This is a genomic window from Paenibacillus sp. F411 (assembly GCF_017582705.1).
In the GTDB taxonomy this organism is placed as follows: Bacteria; Bacillota; Bacilli; order Paenibacillales; family Paenibacillaceae; genus Paenibacillus_AQ; species Paenibacillus_AQ algicola.
On record NZ_JAGFIP010000002.1, the window covers coordinates 32897 to 51321 of the forward strand.

The following is an 18425-nucleotide window of genomic DNA, read 5'->3' on the forward strand; positions in this document are numbered from 1 at the left end:
AGGAGGTTTGTCATGAGGTTACTTCGAAGTCTCCATCTGATGCTGACCCTGGTCGTGCTCATCGCGGCAAGCTGGGGGGCTGGGAGCTTGACGGCTGCTGCAGAGCCGGCAGAGGGCAAGGTTTATGTCATTGGCACGGATGTTACATTTGCTCCATTCGAATTCCAGGACATCAATGGCGATTTTGTCGGCATCGATATGGATTTGATCCAGGCGATTGCGGAGGACCAGAATTTCCAGTACGAAATCCGGCCTATGGGCTTCAATGCTGCTGTACAGGCGCTGGAGGCCAATCAGGTAGACGGTGTGATTGCCGGAATGAGCATAACGGAGGAACGGAAGCAGAAATTCGATTTCTCCGAAGGATACTATGATTCTGGCGTCGTTATGGGCATCGACAAGGATAACGAAGAGATCAAGAGCTATGAGGATCTTCGTGGCAAAAAGGTCGCTGTCAAAACCGGCACAGAGGGATACTCCTTCGCGGAATCCATTGCGTCTCAATATGGATTTACTCTCGTTCCTTTTGACGAATCCGCCCTGATGTATGAGGACGTCAAAACCGGGAATTCAGCAGCCTGCTTCGATGATCATGCGGTACTGGCTTACGGTGAACAGCAAAACATCGGGCTTAAGCTGGTTACAGAGCCTGAACCGGGAGCTTCATATGGCTTTGCGGTGCGCAAAGGTGAGAACCAGGAGCTGCTGCAGAAATTCAATGCCGGACTGACGAACCTGAAGGCCACAGGAGCTCATGAAGAGATTTTGGAAAAATATCTTGGTGAGAATGCCGTAGGCAAGGCTCCACTCACCCGCATGGAGCTGCTACAAGCTTCCTTCCTGCCTTTGCTTGAAGGTATGGGCAAAACGATCTTGTACACCTTCATTTCCTTGTTCTTTGCATTCATTATAGGCCTGATCTTCGGCTTCATGAAGGTGAGCAGAAATGCATGGCTGCGGGGGATAGCGACCGTGTTCGTGGATGTCTTCCGCGGAATTCCGCTGATCGTGCTTGCGTTCTTCATTTACTTTGGCATTCCGCAGGCGTTCGGTTTTACCATGCCGCTGTTTCTTGCAGCCGTGCTGACGCTGACCCTGAACGCAGGCGCTTATGTGACTGAGATCATCCGCGGCGGTATTCAATCCATTGACCGGGGACAGATGGAAGCGGCACGCTCCTTGGGAATTCCTTACCGCAAAGCTATGTTCAAGATTATCATTCCACAAGCGATCAAGGTCATGATTCCGTCGTTTATCAATCAGTTCGTCATCACCTTGAAGGATACATCCATTCTGTCTGTCATTGGCCTGGTAGAGCTGACGCAATCCGGGAAAATCATCATTGCCAGAACCTTTGCATCCTTCGATATCTGGCTGATGGTCGCGCTGATGTATTTTATCGTCATCACAGTATTAATCAAGATCGCCAACCGTCTGGAAAGAAAGGTGGGGCAGCATGGCTAAAATTATCGTAGAAGGCTTGAAGAAAAGCTTTGGCAATAACGAGGTGCTCAAGGGTATTGATATGAAAGTCCATGAAGGAGAGGTCGTCTGTGTCATCGGCCCGTCAGGCTCCGGCAAAAGCACCTTTCTGCGTTGTATTAATCGACTGGACGAGATGACCGGCGGCAAAGTGATCATTGATCAGAAAAATATTAATGACCCGAAGACTGACATCAATAAGGTTCGCGAGAACATCGGCATGGTGTTTCAGCACTTCAACCTGTTTCCTCATTTTAATGTTCTTAAGAATATTATGTTTGCCCCCGTCGAGCTGGGAAAGCAGAGTGAGGCGGAAGCCAAACAGACGGCTTTACGGCTGCTGGACAGAGTCGGCCTGTCCGATAAGGCTGAAGCATTTCCAAGCCAGCTGTCCGGGGGTCAGAAGCAGCGGGTCGCGATTGCGCGTGCACTTGCCATGAATCCGGATATTATGCTGTTCGATGAGCCGACCTCAGCGCTGGATCCTGAAATGGTTGGCGAGGTGCTCGGCGTCATGAACGATCTGGCCCGTGAAGGAATGACGATGATGATCGTGACACATGAGATGGGCTTCGCCCGCGAAGTGGCTGACCGGGTCATCTTTATGGATGGCGGGTATATTGTTGAGGAGGGAGCCCCGGAGGACGTATTCGGGAATCCCAAGCATGAGCGCACGATCAGCTTCCTGGATAAGGTACTATAGTCTATCATGTTTAAGGAGCCGGTCTGCTTGTCAAGACCGGCTTTTTTATAGTGCGTAGGTAGAAGATCACTTCTGTGTTTATCCCTTGTAAATGAATGGAAATTGAATTACTATTTGATGAGGTCATTGTTTTCATATACCTATTAATAGGATGGAGGGCGTGAAATTGTTATACAGCTATTTGCAAGAAGACCGCGTCAAGAAGCAGCTATATCCTGTCGTTCTTGCCGTTTTTCTCATTTCCGTGGTTGTCGTACTGTATCATGGAAATGGACTGTTTCTGGGAGATCCCGAGAAGCTGAACAATGATGACGTTAAATACATACATACGGCAAGGGTGCTGCTGAATGAAGGTACACTCGTCTACAATTCGGGAGAAGCCCCGTCGGCCTTCATCATGCCGGGTCTTCCGCTATTATTGAGCGGATTTATGGCTGTCTTCGGGCAGGAGCAGGGCGGCGTCACAGCCTTCCGAGTATTTCAGTCCGTGCTGCAAGCAGCATCCATAGTCCTTATTTATCTCTTGTCCAGGTATACCTTCAGCCATCACAAAGTGGCTATGCTTGGAGTCATGATTGCTGCGCTATACATACCGGATTATTTTACATCAGGCTCCATCTTAACAGAGTCCAGCTTTCGAACCCTTATTCTAATGCTTCTATGTGCCATGATTACAGCCGTTCATACCAAAAAGATACGTTGGTACCTCGCTGTCGGCTTGCTTACAGCCGCCGCCGCTTATTTCAAGCCGCAGGCGTCTCTATTTCCTTGTATGCTGCTGTTCATTTGGCTTGCCCATCGCTATACTCTTAAAGAGATTGTTCGTTTCACGCTAGTCGTTATAGGAAGCTATATCCTGCTGCTCATACCATGGTGGATTCGTAACCTGGTGACCTTCGGTGAGTTTATCTTATTCACCAGCTCTGCCGGAAGTCCCTTTCTACTGGGGACCATGATTTCATATGAGCTGCCGCCTGCTGGCTTTTTTACAGCCTATCCGCAGTATGATCCCAAGACGGTATTTGAGGGTTCAGATGCTGCCGCTATTCAAAAAGGAATGGATATTTTAAAATATGGCTTTACTGTTCAGCCTTTGACTTATTTGTACCATTACAGTATCGGTCGTTTCGAAGCTTTGTATCTGGTGCCTTTCTATCTCAAGGATCTATTTTCGATTCCGAAGCCTTTCGTTCAAATCATGCAGCAGGTTATTGTGTATACGGGGTTAGCCGGTATCGTATGGGCTTCTGTTCGAAAAGTAGGGAAGTCCATGCTCCCGTTATTGCTGCTCCTGATATACTTTACGCTCATTCATCTTCCTTTTGTCGCAATGTCAAGATACGGCTATCCAACGAGTATTGTGTTTATCCTCTTTAGTGGATATGCATTCATGCAATTATACGGAGCGATTACGAACAAGCCGGAAACGAACAAGGAGGAGTCTGCACATGCTCAAGGTACTCGTCATCATTCCGGCTTACAATGAAGAGAGTAGTGTCCCCTACGTCATCCAGGACATTCGTAATCATATGCCGTCTGCCGATATTCTTGTTGTAAATGACGGTTCCAGAGATCGGACAGCACAAGTGGCTATGGAGGCAGGAGCCAAAGTACTGACATTGCCCTTTAATGTAGGCATTGGCGGCGGCATGCAAACCGGCTACATGTATGCCAAGAAGCACGGATACGACGTGGCCGTGCAGATGGATGCGGACGGTCAGCACGCTGCAGCTGATCTGCCTCGGCTGCTAAGCAAGGTTCGCGACTGTGATCTGGTCATCGGTTCACGTTTTCTGGAAAAAACCTCATATAAGTCGTCCGTAATGCGAAAAGTGGGAATTACCTTTTTTTCTCGATTGGTCAGTCTCGTGACCCGGCAGCGCTTTACTGACACGACAAGCGGCTTTCGTGCTGCCGGAGCGAAGGTCATTGACTTATATGCCGAGTACTATCCGATGGATTATCCTGAGGTAGAGTCGATCGTGTATTTGACCCGCAAGCATTGCCGACTGATGGAGGTTAAAGCTGAAATGCGGGCGCGGGAGACCGGCAAGTCCTCCATTACCCCGCTGAAGTCTGCGTACTATATGGTCAAGGTCACATTATCTGTGCTGATGAGCGCAGTCCGCTACCGGGAGGGAAAAGCATAGCTGTGATGAATGTATATATTCTTTCCGTAATGTTTTCCATTATATTCCTCGTCATGATCATTGAACTGGTCCGAAGACGAAGGCTAAAAGAGCAATATTCCTTACTATGGATTCTGATGGGCTTCACGCTGCTCATCATATCTGTAAATGTACAGGGAGTAGAGCGGCTGGCTTCATTTCTGCAGATTGAATATGCGCCAGCGCTTTTATTTCTGTTTGGACTGCTGTTCTGCTTTGTATTGATTCTCCACTTGACGCTAGTCATTACAAAGCTGAGCGCTCAGGTGCTCCGACTTACGCAGGAGATTGCCATCATGAAAGGAGAGAAAGCATCTCACAATGAGCATATTCATTAGCTACGGGCTGTTATTCCTGAATATCATGCTGCTAGTATCGGGCCAGATATTGTTCAAGCTGGGATTGGAGAGCAGCGGCGGCTTGCAGTGGATGAAGCTGTTTACGTCCATATATGTTTGGAGCGGTCTCGTGCTCTATGGCGCCGCAACGGTGATCTGGTTTGCTGTGCTTTCACGGCTGCCGCTGAGCATTGCTTATCCTCTGCAAAGCATCGCTTATGTGCTGGCATTAATTCCGGCGTTCTTCCTGTTTCATGAAACCATGAGCTTCTCGAAGCTGATCGGGATCGCCCTCATCATCACCGGTGCTTATTTCATAGTCAAATAAACAAGCCACGTAACCATTCGCTCTTCGTTCGTAAAAAATGCAGAAATATGATAGACTTAGTTGCTGAATATTTCAAAAACAGAACTTTTATTTCGGATATTGTTAATGAGGTGTAGAGAGAACATGATGGAATGGAGAAATCTTTATCGCGGCTTTGTGATGGGAACCACCGATCTGATACCGGGGGTCAGCGGCGGCACTCTGGCCGTAGTACTCGGTATATACGAGCGTTTGTTAGAAGCAATCAGCGGCATATTCAGTAAAGACTGGAAGCGTCAGTGGAGCTTTCTGATCCCGCTGGGCATCGGGATGGTGCTCGCAATCGGATCGTTGAGCCGATTGATTGAATACTTGCTGGAGCATCACTACGCACCCACTCAATTTTTCTTTACGGGACTGATTCTCGGGGTACTTCCAATGCTCATTCGGCTGGCGGAGGTCAAACGGAATTTTACAGGTCCGCACATCGGGGTTTTAATTGTATGTATTCTGCTGATGGCCTTGCTTGGCTTCATCCAGGGTGACAAAGAGGGCGGGGTGCTGATTGACCTCAACGTCGTGAATGGCATCGGCATGTTCTTTGCCGGCTGGCTGGCCAGCATGGCCATGCTGCTTCCGGGTGTCAGCGGCTCCTTTATGCTGTTGATGGTTGGGGTATACCCAACAGCCATTAATGCACTGTCTAACCTGGATGTACCGGTCATTGCTGTGATCGGAGCCGGTGTGCTGGCAGGCTTTTATTTCAGCAGTAAAGGGATTCGGTATTTGATGTCTGCTTTTCCAAACATGATGTATGCGGTCATGATCGGCCTGATCGCCGGTTCGGTACTCGTCATATTCCCGGGTGTTCCGGCAGGCTTTGGCTCCATAGTGATTTGCCTTCTTACTTTCCTGGCGGGAGCCGGCATTGCGATATACTTTGGCTCCTCCAAGAGAGTGCAGAAAAGCTAGCTTCTAATCTTGTGCGGACTCATCATCTGAATAAAGAGGCTGTTCCAAGAGATTTAGGGTCTTGCGGGATGGCCTCGTTTGTTGTTGAAGAAGGTCGCAATAGACCAAAATAAAGACATGGCGGTGCTGGGATACCCTCCCTGACTCCACCATGTCTTTATTTTTTGCTTCAGATCTCACTCAAGTGAGCTGTCTCGTTAAACAAGAAACTACTTTGGGACAGCCCCTTTCGTCAATATGCTGGTGCCTGTGATCAGCTGGAGCTGTACTTGCGGCTTTTGTAGTATCCGTGTCCCATACTGCCATGTCTACGCTTGTAATCGGAGGAAGAGCTCTTTCTCCGGGCATGACCGTAGCTGCTGCTGTAACGCTTCTTGTAGCGTTGATCGGAGCTGCTGTAGTGGCGTTTGCCCCGGCTGTGGGATGCAGAGTGAAGAAGCTTGTCAAACATTTTTCTTAACATCTGTTTCAGCCTCACTTTCGAGTGAATAGCAGGAATAAAGGATAATGACCAGTCATAATTACCTTAAATTTCTAACATCGTATCATAATCAAGCTGCTGCTTTCAACGTCAAACTATGACTGCCGCTGTCGAATTGCCGCTAACGCTTCCCTAGAATTAGAAAAAGGGTGAGAATGCCCAAAGAGGGAGTCAAGGAACTGCCTCATTTGAGTTGAAAGGTCTAATTCTTCTCTCCAGCTGCACTCCTGAGCGGTTATGCCGTTTTCCGGCTCGTAAGACGAGTAAAGCATGAACAGCATGAAATGACCGATGTCCTCTAAATCGCTTGTCTCATCAGCCACCTTGATGCCGGTTGCAGCAGCAGGCTTTCGCCAGAAGGCAGGCCGGTGCTTCTGATGGATGGAGGGCAGTTCTTCTCCCACCTGGCGGCTTAACCCGAAATCAATAAGATACAGCTCATCCCCCTGAATGATCACGTTCGGAATTCGCAGATCCAGATGTATAAAGCCGCAATCATGAACGTGAACAGCCAGCTCCAATAGCTGCTGAGCCAAGGCGAAGCATTCGGCTTCTCCGTATGTATGCCCCTGCTCAAAGATGAGCTCCTCCAGTGTCCTGCCTTCCAAATATGTCATGACCATAAAATCGCAGCGTTCTGCTTGGAAGCAATCCAGATAAGCTGGAATCCGCGGGTGATGCAGCAGCCGCAGCATCCGGGCCTCCCGCTGAAGCAGAAGGCGTGAGGATGATCCCTTGCTGCGGCGGCTTTGCTTGACGGCGACTTGATTACCGGAATCCTGATCGTGACAAAGATAGGTCAAGCCATAGCTGCCTTCTCCAAGCAGAGACATGACCTGATATCGTTCGTGGAGCATACTTCCAGGCTGCAGGGGGTAATCTCTCCAGGCCATCATAAACTCCCGCATTCTGTGAAATAAACGCATACATTCTGCTCCTTGTTCAAGTGTACTGACGAAGCTGACGACATTTCTTACAGTGTAAAGCATGGCTCATCGGAGAAACAATAGTCTCGGAATCTATATCGGTAAAATAATAGAACAGCGAAGCTGATTTGAAATCGGCTCCGCTGTTTTTTAATATTTTTCAGAAAATGATGATTGACAATGGTAATCACTGTCATTATAGTTATTGTTAATCGTAAAGATTACTATCTTAGGCAGCGACGAATATATTTATACGGGGAATAGGGGGGAAAGAGGTAGAAATGGAGGTCAAGTTTATTAAGACGAATCCCACCCAGAATATGACGATCCTCGTAGAGAGCCGTCACGGCCGCGAGGATTACGGACAAGTGGCACAGCGCATGATGTCCTATGATCATGTTTTTGCAGAGCAGGTCGGATTTATTGAGCAAGCTGAAGGTCAGGAGGCCTGGGCCAGACTGCAGATGATGTCCGGAGAATTTTGCGGCAATGCGGCCATGTCACTGGCAGCGGTGATGGCATGGAAATGGAATCTGCCGCTGGGGCGCAGTCTTGACATTCCGCTGGAGGTGTCTGGTGCAGATCAGCTGCTATCGTGCAGGGTTACGGCAGATGCGGCTCCCGGATATACCTGCAGGCTGGAGCTGCCGCCGCCGTTAAGTATCGAGCCATCAGTTCTGTTGCTTCGTGAATCAGCACTCACGATTTCTGCTGCCCTGGTTCGCTACCCTGGTATTTGCCACGCGATCCTTGAGGTTGCCCCTGGAGAAGTGAATTTACGATCTATTGCCGAACAGGCAGTACAGTCTTTAGCAGCCACCTGCGATGAGCAGGCCGTCGGGATTATGCTTTACTGCCCGGATACGCAGGAGATGGAGCCGCTCGTATACATCCCGGCTGCCAATAGCCTGGTGTGGGAGCGGGGCTGCGGCTCGGGAGCCGCTGCGATAGGCGCCTGGCTTGCAAGGCAACAACAGCGTCATATACATACTCAGATCAAGCAGCCTGGAGGAACCATGGACGTTTGGGCTCAGATTGAAAATCGGCAAATTACCCGCCTGGCCATTCAGGGGCAGGTACATATTTCTGCGTCCGGAACAGCGTATATCTAACCTGGCAAGCTGTTCAACGAAAGGAGATCCGCCATATGATTTCGGTCGAAAAAGACTCATTACAGCAGCAAATGGAATCTTTTTTATCCCGCTTCCGTCAATTGAACAAGGCCTTCGAGCTTAACGATCAAAGCTATAGTGAGATGGAGGAGACGATCGGGCAGTATACTGCGTTTATCGTTCATCCAGAACACGAGGCCGCCTGGAGCGCCATGCCTGAGCAAACGAAGCATTTCAAAGAGCTGGCGGAAGATTTGCGGCAGGAAGCTTGTCATTGTGTATGGGCCATGGAGAAGCATCGGGCAAGAGCCTGGCTGGAAAACCGTCCTGATATTGCAGACTACTTTCATAACATTGAAGACTGTATTGAAGCAGAGTTTCAAGGTGCTGGCATGAACAAGCATTCCAAGGTGCTAATGATCGGTTCTGGTGCCTTTCCGATGACTCCTTTATTGATTCAGCGGCGGACAGGTGCACAGGTAGTCGGCATTGACATCGATGCTGAAGCCAACCGCCTTGCTGTGCAGGTGCTGCAAAAGCTGGAGTGCAGAGAAATCCAGATCGAGCAGCTTACCGTGGATCAGCTCAGCTTCACCCGGGAGGCCACGCACATTATATTTGCGTCTACGATTCCGGAGAAGTTTGATCTTCTGCAGCAGCTTCATGATCTAACGAATCCCGATGTGATCATCGCCATGCGGTATGGCAACGGATTGAAATCATTATTTAATTACCCGCTGCTGGAAGTCAGTCCGGCGCTATGGACGCTCTCGGAGCAGGTTCGTCAGCCGGGTCAGGTGTTTGAGACGGCATTGTACCGGAAAAGCGCAGCTGTCACCGCATTCAGCTCAGCGCGTGGAGAATTCCATGGATCATGTTAACCGCGTCTTGATTGCAGGAACAGGCCCCGCCTCCATTCAGCTGGCCGTCATGATGAAGCATGCTGGACATGTCATCACCGGTATTGCCGGGAGGATGTCGCTGCGGTCTGAAGGCTTTTATGCATCTCTAAAGGCAAGCTCTTCATGCATTGCGGTAAAGGTACAGAATCCAGCTCACCGCCGATTAGCCGGAGAATGCTGCCTGGATCAAGTGTTTCAGGGCTATGAGACCATTACGGGAACGTGGGATATGCTCATCCTGTCGGTGACTACAGACGCTTACCTTCAGGTGCTGAAGCAAATTCCACCGCAGGTGCTGAGCTCGCTGACAACCATCGTGCTGCTGTCGCCAACCTTTGGCTCCAACCGACTGGTTCAGCGTTATGTACGGAGCAGTGGAAGTGCGGCTGAGATTATCAGCTTCTCCACCTACCTTGGGGATACCCGCTGGGAAAGCGGATCGCCGGGACATCAGGTTCTGACCGCTGCAGTGAAGAAGAGACTGTATATCAGCTCCACAGACTCCAATTCTGTGATCATACCTCATCTAACAGAGATGTATCGCAATCTGGGGGTGGATTTGGTTCGGCTGTCTTCACCGCTGGAAGCGGAAACTCGCAATCTTTCGTTAATTGTCCATCCGCCGCTGTTCATGAATGATGTTGCGCTTTCTGCTATTTTTGAGAAGCCCCAGCCGCAGAGATATGTGTACAAAATGTTTCCGGAAGGACCGATCACCCAGGATCTGATATCAGGAATGCTTGCGTATTGGCATGAGATTGAGGGGCTCTTATCGAAGCTCGGCTTATCCGGCATGAATCTACTGCAATTTATGACCGATGATAATTATCCGGTACGCCCCGAGAGCCTCAGCAGACAGGATATTGAGCAATTTCCTGCTCTGGAGCCGATTCACCAGCAATATTTACTGTATGTGCGCTATGTGTCGTTACTGATTGATCCTTTCTCAGAGCCTGACGAGAACGGACGATATTATGATTTCTCTGCTGTTCCCATCCGTCCTGTGTATGTGAACAAAGAGGGTGAGCTGGATATTCCCAGAATGCCCAAAGAGGATTATTACCGCATCAAGATCATTCAGGGAATGGCCAGGCATCTGGAAATCCCTTGTCCTGCCGCGGATCATTTTATTGCTACATATGAACGCTGGCTGATCCAATCCGCTTCAGCAAATGAAGCCTTCCCGCTCTCAGGCGGGTTTAATGTTCAGAGCTTTCAAGAGGATATCAATAGCATCTGCCAGGATTTAATAACTGAAACCAGCAAAGCTTAGGCAGATATACAACAAGGAGGATTTACTGTGAGAGAAAGAAGATCATTTTGGATAACGATGCTAACCCTGGCAGCTATGGTGCTGCTATCCGCCTGCAATTCTTCAGAGCAAGCCGAGAAGCAGGCAGCAAATCCAGAGAACAAAGAGAGTAAAGAGATTGTATATGCAACGGCAAAGGATATTGTCGATATGAATCCCCATCTTTATGCAGGCTCCATGCCGGCACAGGGCATTGTATACGAATCTTTGATAGAGACCACTAAAGAAGGAATCGCTCCGCTGCTCGCTGCATCGTGGGAGCTGTCCGAGGATGGCAAGGTGTACACGTTCAAGCTGAGAGAGGACGTAGCCTTCCATGATGGAGAGCCGTTTAATGCAGAAGCGGTGAAGCAGAACCTCGAGGCTGTCTTGAGCAATGCGGCCAAGCATTCCTGGATCGGACTGACAACCCGGATTGAAAGCTGCAATGTCATTGATGAGTTTACTGTCGAGCTCGTGCTCACGGAAGCCTATCAGCCGGCTTTGAATGAGCTGGCGATGACCCGGCCGTTTGTATTCATCTCTCCAAAAAGCTTTATCAATGGCGAGACCAAGGATGGCGTACAGAGCTACCACGGGACGGGCCCTTACAAGCTTGCCGAGCATAAGGTTGATCAATATGCCGTGTTTGAAGCCAACGAGCAGTACTGGAACGGCGCACCGGCCGTCAAGAAAATCACCTCCAAGGTGCTTCCAGCCGGCGAAACCACCTTCCTGGCCCTGCAAAAGGGTGAAGTGAACTTTGTGTTTACCGATGACCGGGGTGCTGACAGCCTGGATGAAGAAGCTATGGAGGCTCTGGTTGCCTCAGGAAAATATCAGCTGGAGCGCAGCGAGCCCATGAATACGAAGATGATCGCAGCGAACAGCGGCAAGACAGACAGTCCGGTTAGTGAGCTGGCGGTACGGGAAGCCATCTGGCATGCCATTGATCGCGAAACGATCAGCAGTCAGATTATGAATGGCGCTGAAGGGCCGGCAGAAGCGCTCTTCTCTGCGAATGTGTACGCAGCCGACCTGCCGCTCAAGAAACGGGAATTTGACCTGGAAACATCCAAGTCCTTGCTGGAATCAGCCGGATGGGTGATGAAGGAAGGTGAGGCGGTACGTACGAAGAACGGTAAGCCGCTTGCGATGAGCGTTAATTTTGACATTAACTCCAGTACGCAGAAGATCCAGGCGGAATATATCCAAAGCACGTTGAAGGAAATCGGTATGCAGCTGGAGCTAGTGGGCGAAGAATCCTCTTCCATTGCCAACCGCCGCGGAACGGGCGAATATGACCTGTTGTTCAATCAAACCTGGGGACTTGCTTACGACCCGCAGAGCACGATCGCCGCATTTGCTCTGGAATCTTCGTACCTGCACACGACTAAAGGAATGAAGGACGCAGATGTCCTGTACTCCAAGATCGAACAGGCTCGGGCCGCGCAAGAGGAATCCGAAGCGAAAGCGCTATATGCCGACATTTTGAACATGGTTCATGAAGAAGCGGTGTTTATCCCTCTGACACACGGAAGTGTAACGGTTCTTGCCCCAAGCGACTTAACCGGACTTGCATTCAAGCAGACGCAGTTCGAGCTGCCATTTGAGCGGATGAGCTTCAAATAATGAACGGCTAAAGGAGGATTGCTGTGCTTCGTTATGTTAGCCGCAGATGGATTCTGTCGATTCCGCTGCTTGTGATTATTTCGTTTCTAACCTTTATTCTGATCCATTTATCACCGATGAAGCCGGCGCAGGTCGTCCTGCAGGCACAAGGGGTACCGGTTATTACAGAAGAGCTGATTATCGAAACAGAGCAGAGGCTGGGGCTTGACCGCCCCTTTCTGCTTCGCTTCGGAGATTGGCTGCTGTCCTGTCTGAAGCTTGATTTCGGCGATTCCTATGTCACTGGGCAAACCGTATGGTCAATGCTTAGTCCGGCGCTGTGGAACACACTTAAGCTCACGCTCGTGTCCATGGTGGCGATTGTGACGCTGTCCATTGTGCTTGGCGTAATCTGTGCGCTTAAAGCGGGCTCATGGGTGGATCATTCGGTGCGGTCAGTCTCTTTCTTTCTGACTGCGATGCCGGCTTATGCACTCGCTGCGCTGCTGATCTGGTTGTTCTCGATTCGACTGGATCTGCTCCCCACAAGCGGAATGGATTCCATCCAAAGCTATGTGCTTCCTGTCATCATCATTACAACGACCTATGCCGGACTTTATTTCCGCGTCATTCGGACCTCAATGCTTAACAATCTGAACCAAAATTACGTGCTTTACGGCAGAGCATGTGGGCTTCCGGAATCCAAAATTATCTTGAGCGTATTAAGAAATTCACTACAGGTGGCGGTATCGGTATTTTGTATGGCGGTGCCGATTATTCTCGGCAGCACGGTGGTGGTCGAAAATATTTTTGCATGGCCGGGTCTAGGCAGCTTGAGCGTTCGGGCCATCCTTGGCCGAGATTTCCCGGTTATTCAAGCCTTTGTGCTCGTGCTGGCTGCGGCTTTTGTCATCTTTAATACGTTCTCCGACACGATTAATGCTGTGCTCAATCCGAAATCCAGAGAGGGGATGTAGCTGCATGAATATGAGGTTAAGGCTGAAGCGCCTGCTGAGTGATCCTCTTGCGGCTCTGTCACTGGGTGTAATTACCCTGATTATGACAGCCGGGGCCTTTGCGCCTTTCTTTGCCCCCCATGATCCGTATGAAGTGAATATGAGCCTCCGGTATGCCGGCAGCTCGATGGAGCATTGGCTCGGGAACGACCATCTTGGACGATGTATTCTGTCACGGCTCATTTATGGCATTCGCCCCAGTGTGATCTGGGTGTTTGGGACTTTGCTTCTTTCTGCTCTCTTCGGCGCCCTGCTCGGTCTGGTGTCCGGTATTCTGAGGGGTAAAACAGAGGCCGTTATTATGGGCGCCTGTGATGTTGTGCTTTCTTTTCCCGGCACGGTAATGACTTTAGCTATTGTCGGCATGCTGGGCGTGGGGATGGAAAACATTCTGCTTGCCTTTATCCTGTTAAAATGGGCCTGGTTCGCGCGAGTTGTGCGCGCTTCCGTGCTGCAATACACCGAATCAGAGTATGTGAAGTTTGCCAAGGTTATAGGAGTGCCCACATCCAAGATTATGACCAAGCATATCATTCCGGTGACCCTACCGGATTTCGCTGTTGCTGCAAGCGGCTCCTTTGGCTCCATGATCCTGCAGATCTCCGGCTTCTCTTTTCTCGGCCTTGGGATTCAGGCCCCTCATGCCGAGTGGGGAATGATGCTGAATGAGGTTCGGGATGTTCTGTTTACGAAGCCGGAATTTGTGATCGCTCCTGCCCTGGCCATTATCATTACGGTATCTTCTGTACAATTCCTTGCAGATGCACTGCAGAAGGCATTAAATCCCCAGCTCAGTACGAATGGAGCGGTACCGGAAGCCAGTACGGCGACTGGAAATCAGCGTCTCGCGAAAGGAGAGGTGGCTGGATGAGCCAGGATATACTGACCGTCGACAAGCTCCAGATCTGGGATCGGCACAGCGAGCAGATGCTCGTTCATGGCAGTTCTTTTTCCGTGAGGGAAGGCAGCTGTCTTGCCATCGTCGGTGAAAGCGGCAGCGGCAAATCCTTGACCTGCAAATCGATTATGAAGCTGAATCCCTCAAGCTTAGCTCATTCGGGAACGATGATGTTCAAGGGTCTTGATCTGAATAAGCAGTCCCGTTCCCAGATGAGGAGCATGCGGGGACGTCATATGTACATGATTCTGCAGCAAGGGATGAGCGCCTTCGATCCGTCGAGAGCCGTGGGACATCATGTGAAGGATGTGCTGAAGCAGCATTTTGGATGGGGGAAGCAGGAGGCTTTTAAGCAGATGAGTGACGCGATGCGCAAGGTCATGCTGAATCAGCCGGAGGATACGCTTCAGAAATATCCCCATCAGCTGTCCGGTGGCATGCTGCAGCGGATGATGATTGCCCTTGGGCTTGTGCTGAAGCCGGAATTAATTGTGGCAGATGAGCCGACAACGGCGCTGGACACGATCTCGCGGTTTGAAGTCATGGAGCAGCTGTCGCTGCTTCAGCAGGAGCTGGGATGCTCCATGATTCTGGTGTCCCACGATCTGGGCATGGTCCAGAAGCTGGCCGACGATATGCTCGTCATGAAGAAGGGGCACATTGTGGAGGCCGGAAAGACTTCAGAGCTATTTGACCATGCCGGGCACGAATATACCCGGTACCTGATCTCGACGAAACAGAAGCTGTCACAGGCATTTCAACAAGCGCTTGGGGGTGAAGACCGTGCTGGAAGTCCAGTCCATACATAAGAGCTTCAAAGCAAGCGGGTGGTTAACCGGCAAGCCTCAAAAGGTACTGCATGACGTTTCCTTCCATTGTCTTCCTGGAGAATGCCTGGGCATTATCGGAGAGAGCGGCAGCGGTAAATCGACCCTGGGACGGTTGATCCTGGGACTGGATCAGCCGGACAGCGGCAAGGTGCTATTTGAAGGACAGCCTGTTTCTCAAGCCAAAGTAAGACGAGGCAATATGAGCGCGGTTTTTCAGAACTATACCTCCTCCATGAATCCTTATTTCACGGTGCGGGAAGCGCTGCTGGAGCCTTTCGGACTGCAGAGCAGGAAGGAAGAGGACCGGGAGCGCCGGATGAAGGAGCTCTTGTTTCAGGTCGGTTTAAGTCCGGCTTATCTAAACAAGGCACCGCATGAGCTGTCCGGAGGCGAAGCTCAAAGGGTATGCATTGCCCGAGCGATTTCCACGCAGCCGAAGCTGATTGTCATGGATGAGGCGGTTAGCTCGCTCGATGGATCTGTGCAGCTGCAGGTTCTGGAGCTGTTAAAAGGCTTGCACAAGCAGCTGAATACCGCATACATCTTCATCACGCATGATATACAGGCCGCAGCGTTCCTCTGCGACCGTATCCTTGTGTTCCGCCAGGGCCGAATTGAGGAGAACCTCCACGTATCCGAGCTGCAGCACGCTCAGAGTGACTATACTCGAACCTTGCTGAGCATGAGTATGTATTAGGAAGATCTGTATCAGCATCAGCATTGAATCCAGCTAGCTTGCATTATAGCTGTAGAAAGGAGTGAAGCACTTTGACGGGTGCACTCGCTTGGCCCTTTATGCGCCTCTATTTACTGACCCTGCTGTATTTTAGTGCCAATGCCGTGCTGAATGTGATGATTCCACTGCAGGGAAACGCACTGGGCGCCAGTAATACGGCCATCGGAATAATAATGGGAGCTTATTTGTTCACTACAATGCTGTTTCGTCCCTGGGCGGGGCGCTTGATTCAAAAATACGGGCCGGTGACCATTTTGCGGAGCATTCTGATAATAAACGGCGCCGCCCTTATTCTCTACACGATATCGGGCCTTGAAGGTTACTTTGTCGCAAGAATGCTGCAAGGCGCCGTGACCGCTTTTTTCTCCATGGCTCTCCAGATTGCCATTATGGATGCTCTGCCTGAGAAAGACCGGGGGCAGGGCATTTCCATGTATTCCTTATGCTCTTATATTCCTGGAATATTGGGTCCGCTGCTGGCGCTGGGACTCTGGCAGACGGGCAGTATGAGCGGATTTGCCTTCGTGATGATTGGGATCGCAGTCTTCACGGGCTGGGTGGGCTTTACGGTGGTCATCAAGGAGGAGCCGGTTGAAGACAAAGAACAGTCTTCTGCGAAAAAAACCTCGATCGGCGCATCCTTTAAACAGGTATTTCTGAATCGGGACCTTTTGAGGTGCAGCATTATCATGCTGGTAGCATCCATGATTTTTGGTGCGGTCACGACATTCATTCCCCTTTATGCCCAAGAGGTGAAGCATGGCGAAGCCTGGCTGTATCTGATGCTGCAAGCCGCGGTCGTCGTCGCCTCCCGCTTCACACTTCGGAAGAAGATTCCTTCCGATGGGCGCTGGCATGCTTCTTATGTAGCATGGGTCTTGCTGCTGCTGACCTTAGCAGCCGTATGCACGGGGGCTGCCTCCAGCCTGGGCGCGGCAGTCTTTTATGCGGGGGCTTTACTGATGGGAGTGTCCCAGGCCATGATCTACCCTTCGCTCACCACCTACCTGACCTTTGTCCTGCCGGCGGAGCAGCGCAACGTACTCATCGGATGGTTCATTGCATCCGCTGATTTGGGTGTTTCTATGGGAAGCGTCTTGATGGGGCCGCTTGCAGACCTGTTTTCTTATGGGGTTATGTATGGTGTTTGTGCCGTTCTTGGCGGCAGCTTGATCTTGTTTGCCTTCGGTGCTCCACATCGGGAACGGAATCCACAGCAGCCTGTATAGAGCTGAAGGAAGCTGGCAATGCCTTGATCAGAGGCAGGAAGCTTGTGTTTTAACGGGAGATGTCGTACCTTGAGAAGATGAGTCAAGCTTTCAAGAAAGGTACACATCTATGACACAAAAAGCAATTGTAATCGGCGCCGGCATTCTTGGCGCTTCGGCCGCCTATCATCTTGCAAGCCAGGGTGCTGAGGTGCTGATCATCGACCGGGCTGATCCTGGACAGGCTACGGCTGCGGCTGCGGGCATAATCTGTCCCTGGCTTTCCCAGCGCCGAAATAAGGCCTGGTATCAGCTTGCAAAGGCTGGAGCAGCATTTTATCCTGACTTGGTGCAGGCTCTGGAGCAGGAAGGGGAAAGTGACACCGGGTATGCTCAGGTTGGAGCCATCAGCATCCATGAGGACGAAGCCAAAATTCGACTTATGCAAGAGCGTGCGGCTCTCCGCAAGGGCGAGGCACCAGAGATCGGACAGATCCGCTCCCTCTCAGAGGCCGAGACCCGTTCTATGTTTCCTCTCCTGAAGGAAGGCTACAGATCTGTGCACATTAGCGGCGCGGCACGTGTAGATGGCCGTGCCCTGCGCGATGCGCTGCTGCGCGCAGCCAGAAATCATGGGGCGAAGCTACTGCATGGGGAAGCGGTGCTTGAGGTTCACGAAGCCCGGGTTACCGGCGCCCGTGTGGGCGAGGCATCGTATTCCGCCGATGAAGTGCTTGTGTGTGCAGGGGCTTGGGCGGATGAACTGCTGCAGCCGCTGGGTATCCCTTTTCAAATCTCACATCAGAAGGCGCAAATTATGCATCTGAAGGTGAACTCCATAGCCGAAACCGGGACCTGGCCGGTAGTTATACCGCCCACGGATCAATACCTTCTGGCTTTTGACGAGCAAAGGATCGTCATGGGTGCGACGCACGAGAATGACGCATCACTGCACGATACCGCTGTGACCGCCGGAGGCATGCAGGAAATACTGAACAAGGGTCTCGAGCTGGCACCTGCTTTGGTGGGCAGCACGCTGCAGGAGGTTCGTGTTGGCTTTCGACCCTTTACACCTGGGTTTCTTCCCGTGATCGGCCGCATGCCAGGCTGGAAGGGGCTGCTAGCCGCGAATGGACTGGGTGCCTCAGGCCTCACAGTGGGTCCGTTTCTCGGACGGCAGCTGGCCCGGTTAGCTCTTGGTGAAGAGCCGGAGCTGGATCTTTCCCCTTATGATCTCACTCATGCAATTTCAGAAGCAGAATGAAGGGCTGTATGGTATCTCGTATTTACGCATGTTAAAGAAGCCTTCCGGAACGGTTCAGAACGTCTTGATCCGCTGGAAGGTTTTTTTATCTTATAGCGGCTTGGCAAAACAATGAAGGATTACATCCGTCTCCAATCCTTGCTGCGCCGCAATTCTAACCTTGACGTAAGTATCTGACTT

At 50.8% G+C, this 18425-nt stretch carries 19 protein-coding genes; 17 read left to right on the forward strand and 2 right to left on the reverse strand.

Annotated features, from left to right (window positions below; genetic code table 11):
- Positions 1-39 precede the first annotated feature (39 nt).
- The 7 genes from JJQ72_RS02570 (at position 40) to JJQ72_RS02600 (ending at position 5970) form a co-directional block, all read left to right on the forward strand.
- On the forward strand, positions 40-1464 hold the full coding sequence (locus tag JJQ72_RS02570) for an amino acid ABC transporter substrate-binding protein/permease (protein ID WP_481856817.1): 1425 nt from the start codon (positions 40-42) through the stop codon (positions 1462-1464).
- Complete coding sequence (locus JJQ72_RS02575) at positions 1457-2185, forward strand: amino acid ABC transporter ATP-binding protein (protein ID WP_138225892.1); 729 nt, start codon at positions 1457-1459, stop codon at positions 2183-2185. The genes JJQ72_RS02570 and JJQ72_RS02575 overlap by 8 nt, the downstream gene beginning before the upstream one ends.
- Positions 2186-2345: 160 nt before the next feature.
- Positions 2346-3671: an ArnT family glycosyltransferase gene (locus tag JJQ72_RS02580; RefSeq protein ID WP_208202666.1), complete on the forward strand. Its 1326-nt coding sequence runs from the start codon at positions 2346-2348 to the stop codon at positions 3669-3671.
- On the forward strand, positions 3634-4335 hold the full coding sequence (locus JJQ72_RS02585; RefSeq protein ID WP_138225890.1) for a glycosyltransferase family 2 protein: 702 nt from the start codon (positions 3634-3636) through the stop codon (positions 4333-4335). The genes JJQ72_RS02580 and JJQ72_RS02585 overlap by 38 nt, the downstream gene beginning before the upstream one ends.
- 5 nt (positions 4336-4340) lie before the next feature.
- Positions 4341-4691 (forward strand): DUF2304 domain-containing protein, encoded by a 351-nt coding sequence (locus JJQ72_RS02590; protein ID WP_208202856.1) that lies wholly within the window; start codon positions 4341-4343, stop codon positions 4689-4691.
- Entirely contained in the window at positions 4675-5019 is a 345-nt protein-coding gene (locus JJQ72_RS02595) for an EamA family transporter (RefSeq protein ID WP_208202667.1), read from the forward strand. Before JJQ72_RS02590 ends, JJQ72_RS02595 begins: the two co-directional genes overlap by 17 nt.
- 126 nt (positions 5020-5145) lie before the next feature.
- Complete coding sequence (locus tag JJQ72_RS02600; RefSeq protein ID WP_208202857.1) at positions 5146-5970, forward strand: DUF368 domain-containing protein; 825 nt, start codon at positions 5146-5148, stop codon at positions 5968-5970.
- Positions 5971-6223: 253 nt separating this feature from the next.
- Here the strand turns inward: JJQ72_RS02600 and JJQ72_RS02605 are convergent, their stop codons facing one another.
- Together JJQ72_RS02605 and JJQ72_RS02610 are read right to left on the reverse strand one after the other, a co-directional pair.
- Entirely contained in the window at positions 6224-6433 is a 210-nt protein-coding gene (locus JJQ72_RS02605; protein WP_138225888.1) for a hypothetical protein, read from the reverse strand.
- Positions 6434-6546: 113 nt separating this feature from the next.
- Positions 6547-7377 (reverse strand): serine/threonine protein kinase, encoded by an 831-nt coding sequence (locus JJQ72_RS02610; protein ID WP_208202668.1) that lies wholly within the window; start codon positions 7375-7377, stop codon positions 6547-6549.
- 281 nt (positions 7378-7658) lie between these two features.
- On the opposite strand from JJQ72_RS02610, the gene JJQ72_RS02615 reads away from it, so the two are divergent.
- The 10 genes from JJQ72_RS02615 (at position 7659) to JJQ72_RS02660 (ending at position 18245) form a co-directional block, all read left to right on the forward strand.
- Positions 7659-8489, forward strand: a complete 831-nt coding sequence (locus tag JJQ72_RS02615; protein ID WP_208202669.1) for a histidine racemase CntK family protein — start codon at positions 7659-7661, stop codon at positions 8487-8489.
- 35 nt (positions 8490-8524) lie between these two features.
- Positions 8525-9370, forward strand: coding sequence for a nicotianamine synthase family protein (locus JJQ72_RS02620; protein ID WP_208202670.1), 846 nt, complete (start codon positions 8525-8527; stop codon positions 9368-9370).
- Positions 9357-10664 (forward strand): opine metallophore biosynthesis dehydrogenase, encoded by a 1308-nt coding sequence (locus tag JJQ72_RS02625; RefSeq protein WP_208202671.1) that lies wholly within the window; start codon positions 9357-9359, stop codon positions 10662-10664. Before JJQ72_RS02620 ends, JJQ72_RS02625 begins: the two co-directional genes overlap by 14 nt.
- Positions 10665-10691: 27 nt before the next feature.
- Complete coding sequence (gene cntA / locus JJQ72_RS02630; RefSeq protein ID WP_481856813.1) at positions 10692-12314, forward strand: staphylopine-dependent metal ABC transporter substrate-binding lipoprotein; 1623 nt, start codon at positions 10692-10694, stop codon at positions 12312-12314.
- 23 nt (positions 12315-12337) lie between these two features.
- Complete coding sequence (gene opp1B, locus JJQ72_RS02635; RefSeq protein WP_208202672.1) at positions 12338-13270, forward strand: nickel/cobalt ABC transporter permease; 933 nt, start codon at positions 12338-12340, stop codon at positions 13268-13270.
- A 10-nt stretch (positions 13271-13280) separates the two neighbouring features.
- Entirely contained in the window at positions 13281-14180 is a 900-nt protein-coding gene (gene opp1C, locus JJQ72_RS02640) for a nickel/cobalt ABC transporter permease (RefSeq protein ID WP_175415414.1), read from the forward strand.
- Entirely contained in the window at positions 14177-15016 is an 840-nt protein-coding gene (gene cntF / locus JJQ72_RS02645) for a staphylopine uptake ABC transporter ATP-binding protein CntF (protein WP_208202673.1), read from the forward strand. The genes opp1C and cntF overlap by 4 nt, the downstream gene beginning before the upstream one ends.
- Positions 14991-15734, forward strand: coding sequence for an ABC transporter ATP-binding protein (locus JJQ72_RS02650; protein WP_208202674.1), 744 nt, complete (start codon positions 14991-14993; stop codon positions 15732-15734). The genes cntF and JJQ72_RS02650 overlap by 26 nt, the downstream gene beginning before the upstream one ends.
- Positions 15735-15805: 71 nt before the next feature.
- Positions 15806-17002: a staphylopine family metallophore export MFS transporter CntE gene (gene cntE, locus JJQ72_RS02655; protein WP_208202675.1), complete on the forward strand. Its 1197-nt coding sequence runs from the start codon at positions 15806-15808 to the stop codon at positions 17000-17002.
- A 109-nt stretch (positions 17003-17111) separates the two neighbouring features.
- Complete coding sequence (locus JJQ72_RS02660; RefSeq protein WP_208202676.1) at positions 17112-18245, forward strand: NAD(P)/FAD-dependent oxidoreductase; 1134 nt, start codon at positions 17112-17114, stop codon at positions 18243-18245.
- Positions 18246-18425 lie beyond the last annotated feature (180 nt).